The organism is Microbacterium terricola (assembly GCF_027943945.1).
GTDB classification, from domain to species: Bacteria; Actinomycetota; Actinomycetes; order Actinomycetales; family Microbacteriaceae; genus Microbacterium; species Microbacterium terricola.
The window spans coordinates 1,971,016-1,985,557 of record NZ_AP027141.1 but is presented as its reverse complement, the minus strand read 5'-3'; the positions used below and the strand labels follow the sequence as shown (position 1 = coordinate 1,985,557).

The 14,542-nt window shown below is 69.8% G+C and carries 17 protein-coding genes; 8 read left to right on the top strand and 9 right to left on the bottom strand.

Annotated elements, in window-relative coordinates; genetic code table 11:
- Nucleotides 1-23 precede the first annotated feature (23 nt).
- On the top strand, nt 24-443 hold the full coding sequence (locus Microterr_RS09345) for a pilus assembly protein CpaE (RefSeq protein ID WP_263798225.1): 420 nt from the start codon (nt 24-26) through the stop codon (nt 441-443).
- Between the two features lie 4 nt (nt 444-447).
- Here the strand turns inward: Microterr_RS09345 and Microterr_RS09340 are convergent, their stop codons facing one another.
- Nucleotides 448-1,671, bottom strand: coding sequence for an MFS transporter (locus tag Microterr_RS09340; RefSeq protein ID WP_263798226.1), 1,224 nt, complete (start codon nt 1,669-1,671; stop codon nt 448-450).
- A 336-nt stretch (nt 1,672-2,007) separates the two neighbouring features.
- Between Microterr_RS09340 and nrdH the strand changes: the two genes are divergently transcribed.
- From nrdH to nrdF, 4 genes are read left to right on the top strand one after another with little or no spacing between them, the layout of a single operon-like run.
- Nucleotides 2,008-2,241, top strand: a complete 234-nt coding sequence (gene nrdH / locus Microterr_RS09335) for a glutaredoxin-like protein NrdH (protein WP_263798228.1) — start codon at nt 2,008-2,010, stop codon at nt 2,239-2,241.
- Nucleotides 2,242-2,272: 31 nt separating this feature from the next.
- Entirely contained in the window at nt 2,273-2,707 is a 435-nt protein-coding gene (nrdI, locus tag Microterr_RS09330) for a class Ib ribonucleoside-diphosphate reductase assembly flavoprotein NrdI (RefSeq protein ID WP_263798229.1), read from the top strand.
- Entirely contained in the window at nt 2,689-4,848 is a 2,160-nt protein-coding gene (gene nrdE / locus Microterr_RS09325) for a class 1b ribonucleoside-diphosphate reductase subunit alpha (RefSeq protein WP_263798230.1), read from the top strand. The genes nrdI and nrdE overlap by 19 nt, the downstream gene beginning before the upstream one ends.
- Before the next feature lie 27 nt (nt 4,849-4,875).
- Nucleotides 4,876-5,850 carry a class 1b ribonucleoside-diphosphate reductase subunit beta gene (nrdF, locus tag Microterr_RS09320; protein ID WP_263798231.1) on the top strand — a complete coding sequence of 325 codons (975 nt, stop codon included), beginning with the start codon at nt 4,876-4,878 and terminating at the stop codon, nt 5,848-5,850.
- 69 nt (nt 5,851-5,919) lie between these two features.
- Here the strand turns inward: nrdF and Microterr_RS09315 are convergent, their stop codons facing one another.
- Together Microterr_RS09315 and Microterr_RS09310 are read right to left on the bottom strand one after the other, a co-directional pair.
- Entirely contained in the window at nt 5,920-6,270 is a 351-nt protein-coding gene (locus Microterr_RS09315) for a hypothetical protein (protein ID WP_263798232.1), read from the bottom strand.
- 34 nt (nt 6,271-6,304) lie between these two features.
- Nucleotides 6,305-7,420: a class I SAM-dependent methyltransferase gene (locus Microterr_RS09310; protein WP_263798234.1), complete on the bottom strand. Its 1,116-nt coding sequence runs from the start codon at nt 7,418-7,420 to the stop codon at nt 6,305-6,307.
- 49 nt (nt 7,421-7,469) lie between these two features.
- Between Microterr_RS09310 and Microterr_RS09305 the strand changes: the two genes are divergently transcribed.
- Genes Microterr_RS09305 through Microterr_RS09295 form a run of 3 tightly spaced genes read left to right on the top strand, consistent with a single transcriptional unit; the run spans nt 7,470 to nt 9,234 of the window.
- Nucleotides 7,470-7,901: a MarR family winged helix-turn-helix transcriptional regulator gene (locus tag Microterr_RS09305; RefSeq protein WP_263798235.1), complete on the top strand. Its 432-nt coding sequence runs from the start codon at nt 7,470-7,472 to the stop codon at nt 7,899-7,901.
- 35 nt (nt 7,902-7,936) lie between these two features.
- Nucleotides 7,937-8,827 carry an LLM class flavin-dependent oxidoreductase gene (locus tag Microterr_RS09300; RefSeq protein ID WP_263798236.1) on the top strand — a complete coding sequence of 297 codons (891 nt, stop codon included), beginning with the start codon at nt 7,937-7,939 and terminating at the stop codon, nt 8,825-8,827.
- A gap of 5 nt (nt 8,828-8,832) precedes the next feature.
- Nucleotides 8,833-9,234, top strand: a complete 402-nt coding sequence (locus Microterr_RS09295; RefSeq protein ID WP_263798781.1) for a DoxX family protein — start codon at nt 8,833-8,835, stop codon at nt 9,232-9,234.
- Here the strand turns inward: Microterr_RS09295 and Microterr_RS09290 are convergent.
- From Microterr_RS09290 to Microterr_RS09265, 6 genes are read right to left on the bottom strand one after another with little or no spacing between them, the layout of a single operon-like run.
- Nucleotides 9,215-10,096 carry a sulfurtransferase gene (locus Microterr_RS09290; protein ID WP_263798237.1) on the bottom strand — a complete coding sequence of 294 codons (882 nt, stop codon included), beginning with the start codon at nt 10,094-10,096 and terminating at the stop codon, nt 9,215-9,217. The two genes, Microterr_RS09295 and Microterr_RS09290, sit on opposite strands and share 20 nt — an antisense overlap.
- A complete protein-coding gene (locus tag Microterr_RS09285; RefSeq protein ID WP_263798238.1) occupies nt 10,093-11,016 on the bottom strand; it encodes an ABC transporter substrate-binding protein in 924 nt (307 codons plus the stop codon). Before Microterr_RS09285 ends, Microterr_RS09290 begins: the two co-directional genes overlap by 4 nt.
- Nucleotides 11,013-11,567, bottom strand: a complete 555-nt coding sequence (locus tag Microterr_RS09280; RefSeq protein ID WP_263798239.1) for a nucleoside/nucleotide kinase family protein — start codon at nt 11,565-11,567, stop codon at nt 11,013-11,015. The genes Microterr_RS09285 and Microterr_RS09280 overlap by 4 nt, the downstream gene beginning before the upstream one ends.
- The gene (locus tag Microterr_RS09275; protein ID WP_263798240.1) at nt 11,557-12,327 is read right to left on the bottom strand and encodes an energy-coupling factor transporter transmembrane component T family protein; all 771 of its coding nucleotides are present in this window, start codon (nt 12,325-12,327) and stop codon (nt 11,557-11,559) included. Before Microterr_RS09275 ends, Microterr_RS09280 begins: the two co-directional genes overlap by 11 nt.
- Nucleotides 12,324-13,820, bottom strand: a complete 1,497-nt coding sequence (locus Microterr_RS09270) for an ABC transporter ATP-binding protein (RefSeq protein ID WP_263798241.1) — start codon at nt 13,818-13,820, stop codon at nt 12,324-12,326. Before Microterr_RS09270 ends, Microterr_RS09275 begins: the two co-directional genes overlap by 4 nt.
- The gene (locus Microterr_RS09265; RefSeq protein ID WP_263798242.1) at nt 13,820-14,467 is read right to left on the bottom strand and encodes an ECF transporter S component; all 648 of its coding nucleotides are present in this window, start codon (nt 14,465-14,467) and stop codon (nt 13,820-13,822) included. The genes Microterr_RS09270 and Microterr_RS09265 overlap by 1 nt, the downstream gene beginning before the upstream one ends.
- Nucleotides 14,468-14,542: the final 75 nt, after the last annotated feature.

Here is a 14,542-nt window from a genome sequence, read left to right as displayed (position 1 = left end):
CATCCGGGGCGATGATTGTTGTCATGATCTCGACGGAACTGGCTGTCGCCCTGCGCTCCGCGGGCCTGGTGTGGCATCCCCGCTCCGGCGACCGGTTCCAGCTCGACGAGCCGGAGTTCGAGGCTGACGTCTTCACGGTCAGCGAGATGACGATCGAGCCTCGCGAGTACCCGACCGGCCGCATCCTCTCCTTCAACGGCACGACCGAATGGGCGCTGGACTCGGTGGCGCTCGAGGACGCCCTGTGGCTCCCGCACGAGAGCCAGCTGCGCGAGATGCTGCGCGGGGCGTTCCGGTCGCTCCGGCGCCTGACCGACACGCACGAAGTCGAGATCGTCCTCCGGCGGGGTCAGGACCCGGAGGAGACGCTCGTGTTCGCGCATCCGGAGCCTGCCGACGCCTACGCGCTCGCCGTGCTGGAGATGCTCCGCCGCATCGCCTGAGCGGTCAGGTGATGACCGGCACCGGCTCGGTGTCGGGGATGGGGCTCGCGTCGCGCCCGCGGAGATCGGGGAAGCCGCGCACGAACACGACGGCGACGATCAGCCCGACGGCGGCGAACGCCGCGGCGGCCCAGTACGCGCCCACAGAGCCGACGCCGTCGATGAGGAACCCGGCGACGGCGGAGCCGGTGGCCGCGCCGATGAGCTGGCCGGTGCCGATCCAGCCGTACGCCTCGGCGGTGTCGCTGAACTTGACGCTCGCCGAGGTCATCGCGAACAGGACGGCGAGGGCGGGGGCGATGCCGATGCCGGCGACGATGAGGGTTCCGCCGAGCAGCCAGGGGTTCGGCTCGACCGTCAGGTAGAGCGAGCCTGCGGTCAGCGCGATGCCGAGCGTGACGATGCCGATGCGCCGGGCCATCGCCCACGGCCCCATCGGGATGTGCCCGAACGCGAGACCGCCGGCGAGGCTGCCGACCGAGAACAGCGCGAGCACGAACCCGGCCTCGAGCCCGCCGTGGCCGAACGAGGCGACGACGCCCGCCTCGACCGCGGCGCACGCGCCGATGAGGAGCAGCCCGATCACGGTGCCGAGCAGGACGGCGGGTTTGGTGAGCACCTTGCCGAAGCTGCGACGGCTGCGCGGGATGCGGACGCGCCCGACCTCGGGGGAGAGGATGAACCACGCGCCGCCGCCGATGAGGATCACCACGATGAGCAGGAGCGCGGGCACGGTGCCTGCCTGCGTGGCCACGAGCGTGATGACCACGGGCGCGAGGATCCAGATGATCTCCTGCAGCGAGGCGTCGAGCGAGAACAGCGGGGTCAGCTGTCGGGAGGTGACGAGCTTCGGGTAGATGGTGCGCACGGCCGACTGCACGGGGGGAGTGGACAGCCCGGCGACGAGGCCGAGCACCATGTAGGCGGGCACCGCCATCTCGACCAGGGCGAGAACGGCGATCGACAGGGCGCACACGGCGAGCGTGAGGCTCAGCACGCGGCGCATGCCCCAGATGCCCATCCAGCGGCTGGTCACGGGTCCGGCGATGGCCTGCCCGATGGAGGTGGCGGCCAGCACCAGGCCGGCGGCGCCGTACGAGCCGGTGACGTGCTCGATGTGCAGCAGGATCGCCAGGCTGGTCATCCCGTTGGGGAACCGTGCGGTGAGCTGGGCCGCGATGATGCGCCCCACACCCGGAGTGCGCAGAAGTTCCCGGTAGCTCGCCACGCACCCACGCTACCGGCCGCGATGGGGCTCCGACACGCCGGGGCCGCATTCCACAGTCGAACCCGATGTCGGTGGATCCGTCTACCGTGACGCCTGTGGATGGATGCTGCCGCAGCATCCGAAATCCGCAGGATTCAGGCATTTTCCAGGTTGCCCGTTCTGTGGATGAATCGGTGGAGAACCTGTGTTGTACATGGGGAGAGCGGTGGAAAACTACACGAATGTAACTACTACCCCTTGTGGTGCTATCTAATGTCCGTACCCATATGTAGTATTGGACTCCCGGCGGAGCACTGCCGGAGAAAACGTAGAGAAGTGAAGGGAGAGACGGATCACATGGCGATCACCGTCTACACGAAGCCGGCCTGTGTGCAGTGCACCGCGACGTACCGCGCACTGGACTCCAAGGGCATCGAATACGAGATCCACGACCTCTCGGTCGACCCCGCTGCTCTCGAGCAGGTGAAGGCGCTCGGCTACCTGCAGGCGCCGGTCGTCATCACCGATGAAGACCACTGGTCGGGCTTCCGTCCCGACAAGATCGACGAGCTCGCCTCGCGTCTGGCCTGATCCGCAAGGTGCTCAGGAGCCGGGGTGAGAAATGACCGCGGTGACGACTGAAGCACCGTTGCTGGTCTACTTCTCCAGCATTTCCGGGAACACCGCCCGCTTCGTCGAGAAGCTCGGGATGCGGGCGGTGCGTATCCCGTTGCACGCGTCGGAGGCGGCCCTCACCGTCGAGGAGCCGTTCGTCCTGGTGACGCCCACCTATGGGGGCGGCCAGGGGCGCGGTGTGGAGAAGGGTGCCGTTCCCAAGCAGGTGATCCGGTTCCTCAACGACGAGCGCAACCGCCGCCTGATCCGTGGAGTGATCTCCGCGGGCAACACGAACTTCGGCGAGCACTTCGGTGCCGCCGGCGACATCATCAGCCGCAAGTGCCACGTGCCGCACTTGTACCGGCTTGAACTATTCGGCACGACGGAAGACGTCGATCGCGTGAGCGAAGGATTGGAACGATGGTGGAATCAGCAGTGACGGCAGTGGCCGAGTTCAAGGGGAACCCCGCGTTCGAGGGGCTCGACTACCACGCGCTCAACGCGATGCTCAACCTCTACGGCGCGGACGGCAAGATCCAGTTCGACGCCGACAAGCGTGCGGCGCGCGAGTACTTCCTGCAGCACGTGAACCAGAACACGGTGTTCTTCCACTCGCTGAAGGAGCGCCTCGACTACCTGGTCGAGAAGGAGTACTACGAGGCGGCAGTCCTCGAGAAGTACCCCTTCGAGTTCATCCAGGAGCTCAACGACTTCGCGTACTCGAAGAAGTTCCGCTTCGAGACCTTCCTCGGCGCGTTCAAGTACTACACGAGCTACACGCTGAAGACCTTCGACGGCAAGCGGTACCTCGAGCGCTTCGAGGACCGCGTCGTGATGACCGCCCTCGGCCTCGCCGACGGCGACCAGAAGCTCGCGCACGACCTGGTGGAGGAGATCATCTCCGGCCGCTTCCAGCCGGCCACGCCGACCTTCCTGAACTCGGGCAAGGCACAGCGCGGTGAGCTCGTGTCGTGCTTCCTGCTGCGCATCGAAGACAACATGGAGTCGATCGCCCGCGGCATCAACTCCGCGCTGCAGCTGAGCAAGCGCGGCGGCGGCGTCGCCCTGCTGCTGTCGAACATCCGCGAGTCGGGTGCGCCGATCAAGCAGATCGAGAACCAGTCGTCGGGCATCATCCCCGTGATGAAGCTCCTCGAAGACAGCTTCAGCTACGCGAACCAGCTCGGCGCACGCCAGGGCGCGGGCGCGGTGTACCTGAACGCGCACCACCCCGACATCATGCGGTTCCTCGACACCAAGCGTGAGAACGCCGACGAGAAGATCCGCATCAAGACGCTCTCGCTCGGTGTCGTCGTGCCCGACATCACCTTCGAGCTCGCCCGCAACGACGAGGACATGTACCTGTTCTCGCCGTACGACGTCGAGAAGGTCTACGGCGTGCCGTTCGGCGACATCTCGGTCACCGAGAAGTACCGCGAGATGGTCGACGACGCGCGCATCAAGAAGACCAAGATCAACGCTCGCGAGTTCTTCCAGACGATCGCCGAGATCCAGTTCGAGTCCGGCTACCCGTACGTCATGTTCGAAGACACGGTGAACCGCGCGAACCCGATCAAGGGCCGCATCAACATGTCGAACCTCTGCAGCGAGATCCTGCAGGTGAACACGCCGACCACGTACAACGAGGACCTCTCGTACAACGAGATCGGCAAGGACATCTCGTGCAACCTCGGCTCGATGAACATCGCGCTGTCGATGGATGCCGACGACCTCGGCCAGACGGTCGAGACCGCGATCCGCGCGCTCAGCGCCGTCAGCGAGCAGAGCCACATCGCCTCGGTCCGCTCGATCGAGGACGGCAACGACCGCTCGCACGCGATCGGCCTCGGGCAGATGAACCTGCACGGCTACCTCGCCCGCGAGCACGTGTACTACGGCTCGGAAGAGGGCATCGACTTCACGAACATCTACTTCTACACGGTGCTGTTCCACGCGCTGCGCGCCTCGAACAACCTCGCCATCGAGAAGGGCCAGGCGTTCGACGGCTTCGAGGACTCGACCTACGCGAGCGGAACGTTCTTCGACAAGTACATCGAGCGCGCCTGGGTTCCCGAGACCGAGAAGGTCGCCGAGCTGTTCGCCGGCAAGCACATCCCCACGCCCGAGGACTGGGCCGCGCTGAAGGCATCGATCCAGCAGCACGGCATCTACAACCAGAACCTGCAGGCGGTCCCGCCGACCGGCTCGATCTCGTACATCAACAACTCGACGAGCTCGATCCACCCGATCGCGTCGAAGATCGAGATCCGCAAGGAAGGCAAGCTCGGCCGCGTCTACTACCCGGCCGCGTTCATGACGAACGACAACCTGGAGTACTACCAGGACGCGTACGAGATCGGCTACGAGAAGGTCATCGACACGTACGCCGCCGCCACGCAGCACGTCGACCAGGGCCTGTCGCTGACGCTGTTCTTCAAGGACACCGCCACCACGCGCGACATCAACAAGGCCCAGATCTACGCATGGCGCAAGGGCATCAAGACGATCTACTACATCCGCCTGCGGCAGATGGCGCTCGAGGGCACGGACATGTCCGAGTGCGTCTCGTGCATGCTCTGACCCGCGCCCGCTGAGAGAGAACCTGACATGAGCGAAAAGCTTCAGCTCCTGAACCACGTCCAGGCCATCAACTGGAACCGCATCGAGGACGACAAGGACCTCGAGGTCTGGAACCGCCTGGTGAACAACTTCTGGCTGCCCGAGAAGGTGCCGCTGTCCAACGACATCCAGTCGTGGAACACGCTGACGCCCGACGAGCAGCTGCTGACGATGCGCGTGTTCACCGGTCTCACCCTGCTCGACACCATCCAGGGCACGGTCGGCGCCGTCTCGCTCATCCCCGATGCGATCACCCCGCACGAGGAGGCCGTCTACACGAACATCGCGTTCATGGAGTCGGTGCACGCCAAGAGCTACTCGTCGATCTTCTCGACGCTCGCGTCGACGAAGGAGATCGATGAGGCGTTCCGCTGGTCGGTCGAGAACCCGAACCTTCAGAAGAAGGCTCAGATCGTCATGGACTACTACCGTGGCGACGAGCCGCTCAAGCGCAAGGTCGCCTCGACCCTGCTCGAGAGCTTCCTGTTCTACTCGGGCTTCTATCTGCCGATGCACTGGTCGTCGCGGGCGAAGCTGACGAACACGGCCGACCTCATCCGCCTCATCATCCGTGACGAGGCCGTGCACGGGTACTACATCGGCTACAAGTTCCAGAAGGGTCTCGAGAAGGTCACCGAGGCCGAGCGCGACGAGCTCAAGGACTACACGTTCTCGCTGCTCTACGAGCTCTACGACAACGAGGTGCAGTACACGCAGGACCTCTACGACGGCGTCGGCCTGACCGAGGACGTCAAGAAGTTCCTGCACTACAACGCCAACAAGGCGCTGATGAACCTCGGCTACGAGGCGATGTTCCCGTCCTCGGTCACGAACGTGAACCCGGCGATCCTGTCGGCCCTGTCGCCGAACGCCGACGAGAACCACGACTTCTTCAGCGGCTCGGGCTCGTCGTACGTCATCGGCAAGGCCGAGGCCACCGAGGACGAGGACTGGGAGTTCTGAACCGACGCGGTCACTGAACCGCGCGCCAGCCTGAAACCCCTGCCGGATGCCTCCGGCGGGGGTTTCTCGCTACTTCGGGTCGAATGCGAGCCAGATGCCCTCTTCGGGGGTGCTGTTCCACACCAGCGCGATGTCGCCGAACGTGCCCGTCTGAGGGCCGCCCGTGCCCGACTCGAGGGTCGCGAGGATGGCGTCCTGGTCGGCCTCCTCCGGGATCAGCTCCTTGATGAGGCACTCGTAGGCGTCGCCGGTGGTGTCGTCGGTGCCCGTGTAAGCGATGCCGTCGCCCTGCACGACGATGCCGGCATCCGCCCCGCCGCACTTCTCCGCGACGCTCGTCGTGGTGGTGGGGGAGCAGGCGGTCAGCGCCACGGCGGCCACAATGAGGAGAGGAGCGATCGCCCCGAGGGTCTTCTTCACAGCGGCGAGCATAACCCGCCCTGCTGTGCTCTCCTCACCGGGCGGTGCGGCGCACAGACGCGGTGACCGTGAACTTGGCGTTGCGGGCGACCTGCCGCGTCGGGCCGACGACCCGCTCGAGCTCGGCGCGGTAGCGCAGTGGGGAGTTCCACACCGTCCACAGCTCGCCGCCGGGGCGCAGCACGCGGGCGGCGCCCGCGAAGAGCCGTGGCGCGATCTCGTCGGTGACCGCGGCCCCCGAGTGGAACGGCGGGTTCAGCGCGATGAACGACACACTCGCGTCGGGAAGTGCGGCCACGCCGTCGTCGCGCACCACCCGCACCCGGTCGGCCACGCCGTTGGCCTCGGCGGTCGCCTGGGCCGAGGCGACGGCCGCGGCGGACAGGTCGCACGCGTAGACGACGCGATCCGGATGCTGTCGCGCCAGCGAGACGGCGACGACGCCGGTCCCGCACGCGAGGTCGACGAGCGCGTCGTCGCCCGGGATCTCCCGCGGGAGGCTCTCGAGCAGGAGCCGGGTGCCGATGTCGATGCCGGTGCCGGCGAAGACGCCGCCGAGTGCACGGACGGTGACGTCGCCGTGTCGTGCCGTTCGGGGCTGGGGGTCGCGGCCGGCGAGCGGCTCGCGCGCCACCAGCACCCGCGATTTCTGGCGGGCGTGGGTGACGTCGAGTCGGGCGAAGTGCGCGCGGAGCACATCGTTCATCGCGACCGCCATGTGCTTGATCCGCCCACCCGCGTAGACCACGACGTCGGGCGCCGCGTGCGCGGCGATCAGCCCGGCGATGTCGTCGAGCGCGTCGAGCGCGCGCGGGAGGCGCAGCAGCACCACGCGGGCGCCGCGGACGAGATCGGCGGTGAGCCCGAGCGAGCGATAGCCGGTCACTCCGAGATCCACAGCATTCGCCGCGAGCGCGCGCTCTCCGGTCAGCGCGTCCTGATGTACCCGCACGTCCTCGGCGCCGTCGTGGAGTGCGGCCAGGGTGAGCGCCCCGTACGCGTCTCCGATGACGACGAGCTCGCCCGCAGTCAGCCCCGAGCGCGCACTCGCGGACTCGTCGAGGATCAGGCGGTCGGCAGCATCCACCGCGACGAGCCCCTCGCCCTCGATGTCGGGCCTGCGCCGCAGCGCGTCGAACGGAAAAGTCACCTGCCCACGCTAACGCGCGCGGGCCGTGCCCCGTCGATACGATGGGGCCATGCCCGAGCGTCCGCCGTTCAGCCCCGTCATCGCCCTGCTGACGGTGTCGAGCGTGTGGGACGCGCACCTGGGCGCCGCGCTGAAGGATCTGGGCCTGACCACCCGCAAGTACGGGCTGCTCGCGCACATCGACGCGACCCCCGGCATCTCGTTCAGCGAGCTCGCCCGTCGCTCGCAGATCACCGTGCAGACCGCTCACACGGCGGTGCGCACGCTCGTCGCCGACGAGCTCGTCCGCGACGACATGTCGCACGCCGGATCCGCCTCCGACTTGCGCGTCACGAAGAAGGGCCGCCGCGCCCTGGCCGAGGCCGAGGTGCGGCTCGCGTCGCTCGACGAGCGGCTCACCGCCGGCGTCCCCACCCTCGCGAACGCCCTGCAGGGCCTGCACGAAGAGCCCTACGCGGGCACGGACGCCCACTCGCGCTGAGTCCCGGCGTCGGTGGGGTCTGGCAGAGTCGAGTCATGACCCGCATCGGCGCGATCTTCAGCCCGCACCCGCACGCCCCCGAGGAGCTGCGCGACGCCGCCCTCGCCGCCCAGGAGAGCGGGATCGACGAACTGTGGCTCTGGGAGGACTGCTTCCAGCAGTCCGCGTTCGCCGCCGCGTCCGCCGTGCTCGCGTGGACCGAGACTCTGCACGTCGGCATCGGCATCTCGCCCATGCCGCTGCGCAATGTCGCCCTGACGGCGATGGAGATCACCACGATGGAGCACCTGTTCCCCGGGCGCCTGCTGCCGGGCGTCGGTCACGGCGTGCTGCCGTGGATGGAGCAGGTGGGTGCCCGCGTCGCCTCGCCGCTCACCCTCATGCGCGAGTACGTCCCCGCGCTGCGTGCGCTGCTCGCCGGCGAGGAGGTGTCGGTGCAGGGGCGCTACGTCACGCTCGACCGGGTGCGCCTCGACCGGCCGCCGACGACGGCCCCGCTCGTCTATGCCGCGGCCGAGGGGCCGAAGACGCTCCTGACCAGCGGCGCGGTGGCCGACGGAGTGGTTCTCGACAGCCGCCACACCGCGGAAGAGGTGGCGACCGCTGTTGCGGCGGTGCAGCGCGGCCGGTCCGAGGCCGGTCGCTCCGGCAAGCCCGACGTGATCGCTTACGTCATGGCGGCGTTTGGAGCGGATGCGGTCGCCCGCGCGACGACGGAGTTCGAGGTGTTCGGCGGCCAGCCGGGTCAACCGCCCGCCGACGCCGCGCAGCGGGTGGCGGCCGGCGACATCGACGCCGTGACGGCCGCGGCGTCGCGGTTCGCCGCGGCCGGAGTCGATTCGGTCGTGCTGCTGCCCACCGCCGACTCCGATCTGCGCGAGTTCTACGCGGCCGCCGGCGAAGTCGCCCGGCGGGTGCGCGCGTGAGGGTCGTGCAGACGATCGCCCGGTGGGCGCTGGCCGCCCTGCTGCTCGTCGCCGGCGCCTCGCATCTCACGTGGGGGCGCCGTGGCTACCGGATCGTCGTGCCCGACTGGGCCGTGCGCACGTCGAAGCTCGACAAGGACGCCATCGTGGTCGCCTCCGGCGCCGTGGAGATCATGCTCGGCGCGGCGACGCTGGTGCTGCCGCGCGACCGCCGCACGGTCGGCGCGCTGATCGCCGCCTTCTTCGTGGCCGTGTTCCCCGGGAACGTCCACCAGTGGCGGACGAAGCGCTCCGCCCCGATGCTCGACACCGACACGAAGCGCCTCGTGCGCCTCTTCCTGCAGCCGGTGCTGGTCGTCTGGGCGCTGTGGAGCACGCGTGGCGAGGTCAGCCGACGACGGCGCTGACCTCGGCGGTCAGGACGAGGGGCAGCGACGGGTCGGCGCTCCACTCCTCGAGTGAGCCGTCATAGACGCGCACGTCCGACACGCCGGCGTGGCGCAGCGCGAGCGCGTTCGCGGTGGCGGAGATGCCGCCGCCGCAGTACAGCAGCACCTCACGGTCGAGGTCGACCCCCGCAGCGGTGAAAGCCGCACGGACGGCGGCGGGGGTCCGCACGAGCCCGGCCTCATCGAAGAGCTCGCGAGCAGGCACGTTCGCGCTCCCGGGGATATGCCCGCGGCGGGTGTACCTGGTGGGCTCCGCGCCGGCGAACGACGCCCGGCTCAGTCCGCACACGAGGTTCGCGGTCGGCAGGGCGCCGAGCACCTCGTCGCGGTCGATCCAGGCCGGGCGGCGCGCATGCGCGGTCCAGCGTTCGGCCGGGGCCGCCGCCGGCGGCTCGTCCGACTCGACGACGGCTCCGCCCGCATCCCGCCATGCAGCCAGTCCACCGTCGAGCACGCGCACGTCGACGTCGATGCCGTCGAGCAGGTACCAGAGCCGCGCTGCCCACAGGCCGCCGGCCGTGTCGTAGGCGACGACCCGGTCGTGGGGTCCGACGCCGAGGTCGGCCAGCCGGTCGGCGATCTGCTGCGGCTCCGGGTGGTGGTCGTGGGTGACGTGCGGCACCGAGAAGTCGGTGTCGATCGCGACGTGCCGTGACCCAGGGAGGTGTGCCGTCGCCCACCGGGGGCGGCCGCTCGTCGCGGTGAAGTCCCCGTCGAATCGCGGTCGACGCAGGATCAGGGTGGCGTCGAACACGGTCGGCGGCGTCGGCCCGTCGAGCTCGGTGCGGAGCTCGGCAGCGCTCACGAAGACCTGCGTCACGCCGCGGCCTCTTCGTCGACGCGAACGGCGCCGGGCGCGAGCGCACGTGTCCACTCGTCCGGCCGGGCCAGGATGCCGTGCGACGCGAGCCAGTCGGCGTACTCGCCCATCGCGGCCGAACGGATGCCGCCCCACTGTCCGCCGTCGAACCACGTCGGAGCCACGAGCTCGATCGAGCGTCGGATCACGTCGTCGGGGAAGTACGGCGTCACCGCGGCGAACACCTCCGCGGCCTCGTCCCGCTGCTGCCCGGCGCGCTCAAAGCCGCGCCGGGTCGCGTCGACGAAGGCGGCCACGAGGCCCGCGTCCAGGCGGTCGAGTGCGCCGCCGAGCAGGTAGCTGTGGTAGCGGATGCCGAGCTCGTCGTCGACCCGCCACACCCGCTCGGGCCGGTCGGCCCGCTCGCTGAGCAGGATGTCCCACGACCAGTACGAGCCGAAGGTCGCATCCGCATGGCCCGCCGCCAGATCGTCCGCCGTGAGCTCGCGGGCACCGGCGTCGACCAGCTCGACCCGATCGGGATCCCCGCCCGCGCGGGCGACCAGCTCGCGGACGATCGCGACGCCGCGCGGCGTCGGGTTGAGCGCGATCCGGCGCCCCTCGAGGTCGGCGAGGGAGCGGATGCCGGAGGACTGAAGTGTGCGGACGGTCTCGAGCCCACGCTGGTTGATCGCGGCGACGGCGCGGAGGTCCTGCCCGAGCTCGCGTCGCACGAGCAGCCGGTTCGTCGGGAACACGCCGAGGTCGGCGCGGCCGGTGACGATGTGCTCGAGGGTGTCGCCGATGCCCGGGTCGACGGTGCGGATCTCGAGCTCGATGCCGGCGTCGCGATACCAGCCCTGCTCGCGGGCGACGTAGAAGCCCGCCGCGTTGGGCCACGGGTGGAAGTACTCCAGCGCGAGGGTCAGGCGGGTGCTCATGCGGTCTCTCCTGTCGGGGTGAGCTCGAAGTCGCCGTCGACGGCGCGAGCGATGTAGTCGGCGGCGGCGCGCGGGCGCTCGACCATGATGAAGTGCTCCTCCTGCGCGGCCCAGCGGTCCCAGTGCGGTGCGTAGAGCTCGCCGTCGCGTGCCAGGGCGCGTCGCTTGCGGTCGGCGTCGGGCGCCTCGACCCACACGGCCAGGTCGGCGGTGCGGCGCGACCGGGCGGTGAGCGTGCCGATGCCCTCGACGATGAGGGGCGCGGCGTCGTCGACCTCGTGCCAGACCCCGGGGCGGTCGGCGGCCCAGTCCCATGACCGCCACCGCGCGCGCTCGCCGCGCTCGCGAGGCTCCAGCACGGAGGTGCGGATGTGGTCGCTCGCCCAATGCAGTCCGTCCCAGCCGGGGTAGATGTCGTCGAGCCGGATGAGCCGGGCCTCGGGGCGCGCGGCGGCGACCGCCCTGGCCAGGCTCGACTTGCCTGCGCCGGAGCGCCCGTCGACGAGCAGGGTCCTGGCGCGGTCGAACCGGCTCAGCAGATCAGCGAGCACCGATGAAGCTCCAGTTTCCGGTCATGACCGCGACCGCGATCGAGGTCAGCCCGATGGCGCCGCCGATCACGATGAGGCCCACGTCCGAGGCGGTCAGAGTGGATTCCCTGGCCCAGGTGCGGGTGGGGAACGCGCCGAACCCGCGCGCCTCCATCGCCGTGGCGAGCTTGGACCCGCGCCGCACGGCGAAGACGAGCAGCGCGAACGCCTGCCCTGCTCCGCGGCGCACGCGGCCGGTGTCGGCGACACCGCGGGCGCGGCGGGCATAGCCGAGGTACTGCCAGTCCTCCTGCAGCAGCCCGATCAGGCGGAAGCCGGCCAGCGCTCCGAGCACGAACCGCGCGGGCAGCCGCAGGATCTGCGCGAGTCCGTCCGCCAGATCGGTCGGGTCGATGTCGAGGAACAGCAGGATCGACGGCAGGCCGATGGCGAGCACCCGCAGGAAGGTCGCGGCGGCGAGGGCGATCGACCCGTCGCTGACGGTGATGAGCAGGAACTGCACGTGCACCTCGCCGCTCACCTGCCCGTAGAGGAGGATCGTCAAGCCGGTCAGTGCCGCGGCGATCACCACGGGAAGGCTGCGCCGCAGGAACCTCCGCAGCGAGATGCCGGAGGCCAGCAGCACGACCGTCTCGAGCACGAGGGCGGTCAGCGCGGAGACCCAGTCGACGCTGAAGACCAGGGCGACCGCGATGAGCAGGGCGGCCAGCATCCGTGCGACCGGGTTGGCGCGGGTGACGTCCACGAGTGCGACGGTCATGAGACGCCCGCCTTCGCGTCATCGGCCCACGCGGGCAGCTCGATGCGGTCGTCGGCGAGCAGATCGGCGAACTCCTCGTCGTGGGTGACGGCGACGACCGCCGTGCCGGCATCGACGATGTCGGCGACGAGGCGGACGAGCTCCTCCCACGTGCGACGGTCCTGTCCGAACGTGGGCTCGTCCAGGATGATCACCGCGGGCGCGGTCGCGAGCACCGTCGCGACCGAGAGCCGGCGCTTCTCGCCGCCGGACAGCGTGTAGGGGTTCGCCCCAGCGAGATGGTCGAGGCGCAGCCGCCGCAGCAGGTCGCCGGTGATCTCGGCGATCCGGGTCTCGTCGTACTTGAGCGCACGTGGTCCGATCGCGAGTTCGTCGCGCACGCTCGCGGCGAGGAACTGGTGCTCCGGGTCCTGGAAGACGCTGCCGATGCGGGTGAGCAGCTCGCGCGACTTCCACTCGATCGGCGAGGTGCGGCCCGGATCGGGGGCGAGCTGGGGCTCGGCGGTCAGCGCGCCGGCGGCCGCAGGGAGGAGCCCGCCGAGCGTGAGCGCGAGCGTCGACTTGCCCGCGCCGTTCGGGCCGGTGACGACGGTGGTGCGGCCACGGCGGATCGTGAAGTCGAACGTGGGGGGCAGATGGGCCGCCGACGGATACCCGACGGCGAGAGCGGATGCTGTCAGCACGACACTCTGGTCGGCGCAGCGCGTCCGGCTGAGCTCCGGGAGCGGGGCGTGCGGGACCCACACGCCCGCCTCGAGGAGCTCGGCGCGCTCACGGTCGATGACGTCCGCAGCGGGCCCGTCGGCGACGATCCGGCCGCTGCGGCCGAACACGATCGCCCGATCGACGACCGGCAGCCACACGGACGTGCGGTGCTCGATCACGACCAGCGTGGCGCCGGTGTGGGCGGCGACCGCGGCGACGGCGTCGCGGACCTCGCGCACGCCGACCGGGTCGAGATTCGCGGTCGGTTCGTCGAGCAGGATCAGCCCGGGTTCCATCGCGATCACACCCGCCAGGGCGAGACGCTGCTTCTGCCCGCCCGACAGTGCGGAGGTCTCGTGGTCGCGGGGGATCGCGAGGCCGACGCGTTCGAGGGCGGCGTGCACGCGCGCCCAGATCCCGTCGCGGGGTACCTTCAGGTTCTCCATGCCGAACGCCACGTCGTCCCCGACGCGGGAGAGGATCACCTGCGAGTCGGGGTCCTGCAGCACCACGCCGATGCGGTCGCGGCGCTCGGCGGGCCTGGCGCCGTCGACGGTGAGCGAACCCTGCTCCTCGCCGTCGTCCTGGTCGCCCAGCAGGCCGGCGATCCCGTGCAGCAGGGTCGACTTGCCTGCACCCGACGAACCGAGCAGCAGCACGCGCTCACCCGGCTCGATGCGCAGGTCGAGACCGGCGACGGCCCAGCCGTCTCGGCCGGCGTGGCGCCAGCCCCAGCCGTCGGCGCGGACTGCCGCGCCGACGGCGTGCTCGGGGGTGCCTGACGTCATCAGCGCGCGTCGCGGACGCGCGCTTCGCGACCCGCCGCGAAGCGGCTGAGCGCGCCGGTGGCGGCGATCCAGCGGACGACGAACCAGGGCAGCACTCCGGCGAGGATCGCGCCGGACACGATCGCGGAGACCGTGTAGATGGCGATGAAGGGTGCGGCGGAGCCGGGGTACCAGAGGATGAGGTCGTTGATCGCGAGCGCGAGGCCGGAGACGGCGCCCGCGAGGATCGCCACCGGCAGGTTCCAGCGGCGGTAGAGGAAGATCGCGAAGACGATCTCCGCGCCGAGCCCCTGCACGATGCCCGACTCGATCGTCAGGATGCCCCACTGGTTTCCGACCAGGGCGGAGACCACCGCGGCGATCAGCTCGCCGTAGAGAGCCGCACCAGGCTTGCGGATCACGAGTGCGGTGAGCACCCCGGCGAAGAGCCAGCCGCCGCCGACGAGCGCCTGCAGACCAGGGAGCAGCGCGCTCAGGGGAGCGCTGATCGGGTTGGACGCGATGTTCCAGAGGACGAAGACGAGGCCGGAGGCCACGCCCAGAACACTGGCGACGACGATGTCGATGACGCGCCAGCGCAGCCGGCTGACGGTACGAGGTGCGGGTGCCGAGGCGTCGGCGCGCGCGGAGGTCTGGGAGGAGGTCATGGGGTTCCTTGCGAGGCGAGGCGGATCAGGACGCTCAAGTATGCGTCGTCGGATTCCGATCCTGTGTGCACCACT

Bases quoted from the DNA above. Each gene is read 5' to 3' on its own strand.
- nrdF (WP_263798231.1), top strand. From the start codon at position 4,876: ATGAGCGAAAAGCTTCAGCTCCTGAACCACGTCCAGGCCATCAACTGG.
- Microterr_RS09345 (WP_263798225.1), top strand. From the start codon at position 24: ATGATCTCGACGGAACTGGCTGTCGCCCTGCGCTCCGCGGGCCTGGTG.
- Microterr_RS09285 (WP_263798238.1), bottom strand. From the start codon at position 11,016: ATGAGCACCCGCCTGACCCTCGCGCTGGAGTACTTCCACCCGTGGCCC.
- Microterr_RS09275 (WP_263798240.1), bottom strand. From the start codon at position 12,327: ATGACCGTCGCACTCGTGGACGTCACCCGCGCCAACCCGGTCGCACGG.
- nrdE (WP_263798230.1), top strand. From the start codon at position 2,689: ATGGTGGAATCAGCAGTGACGGCAGTGGCCGAGTTCAAGGGGAACCCC.
- Microterr_RS09300 (WP_263798236.1), top strand. From the start codon at position 7,937: ATGACCCGCATCGGCGCGATCTTCAGCCCGCACCCGCACGCCCCCGAG.
- Microterr_RS09270 (WP_263798241.1), bottom strand. From the start codon at position 13,820: ATGACGTCAGGCACCCCCGAGCACGCCGTCGGCGCGGCAGTCCGCGCC.
- nrdI (WP_263798229.1), top strand. From the start codon at position 2,273: ATGACCGCGGTGACGACTGAAGCACCGTTGCTGGTCTACTTCTCCAGC.
- Microterr_RS09305 (WP_263798235.1), top strand. From the start codon at position 7,470: ATGCCCGAGCGTCCGCCGTTCAGCCCCGTCATCGCCCTGCTGACGGTG.
- Microterr_RS09265 (WP_263798242.1), bottom strand. From the start codon at position 14,467: ATGACCTCCTCCCAGACCTCCGCGCGCGCCGACGCCTCGGCACCCGCA.
- nrdH (WP_263798228.1), top strand. From the start codon at position 2,008: ATGGCGATCACCGTCTACACGAAGCCGGCCTGTGTGCAGTGCACCGCG.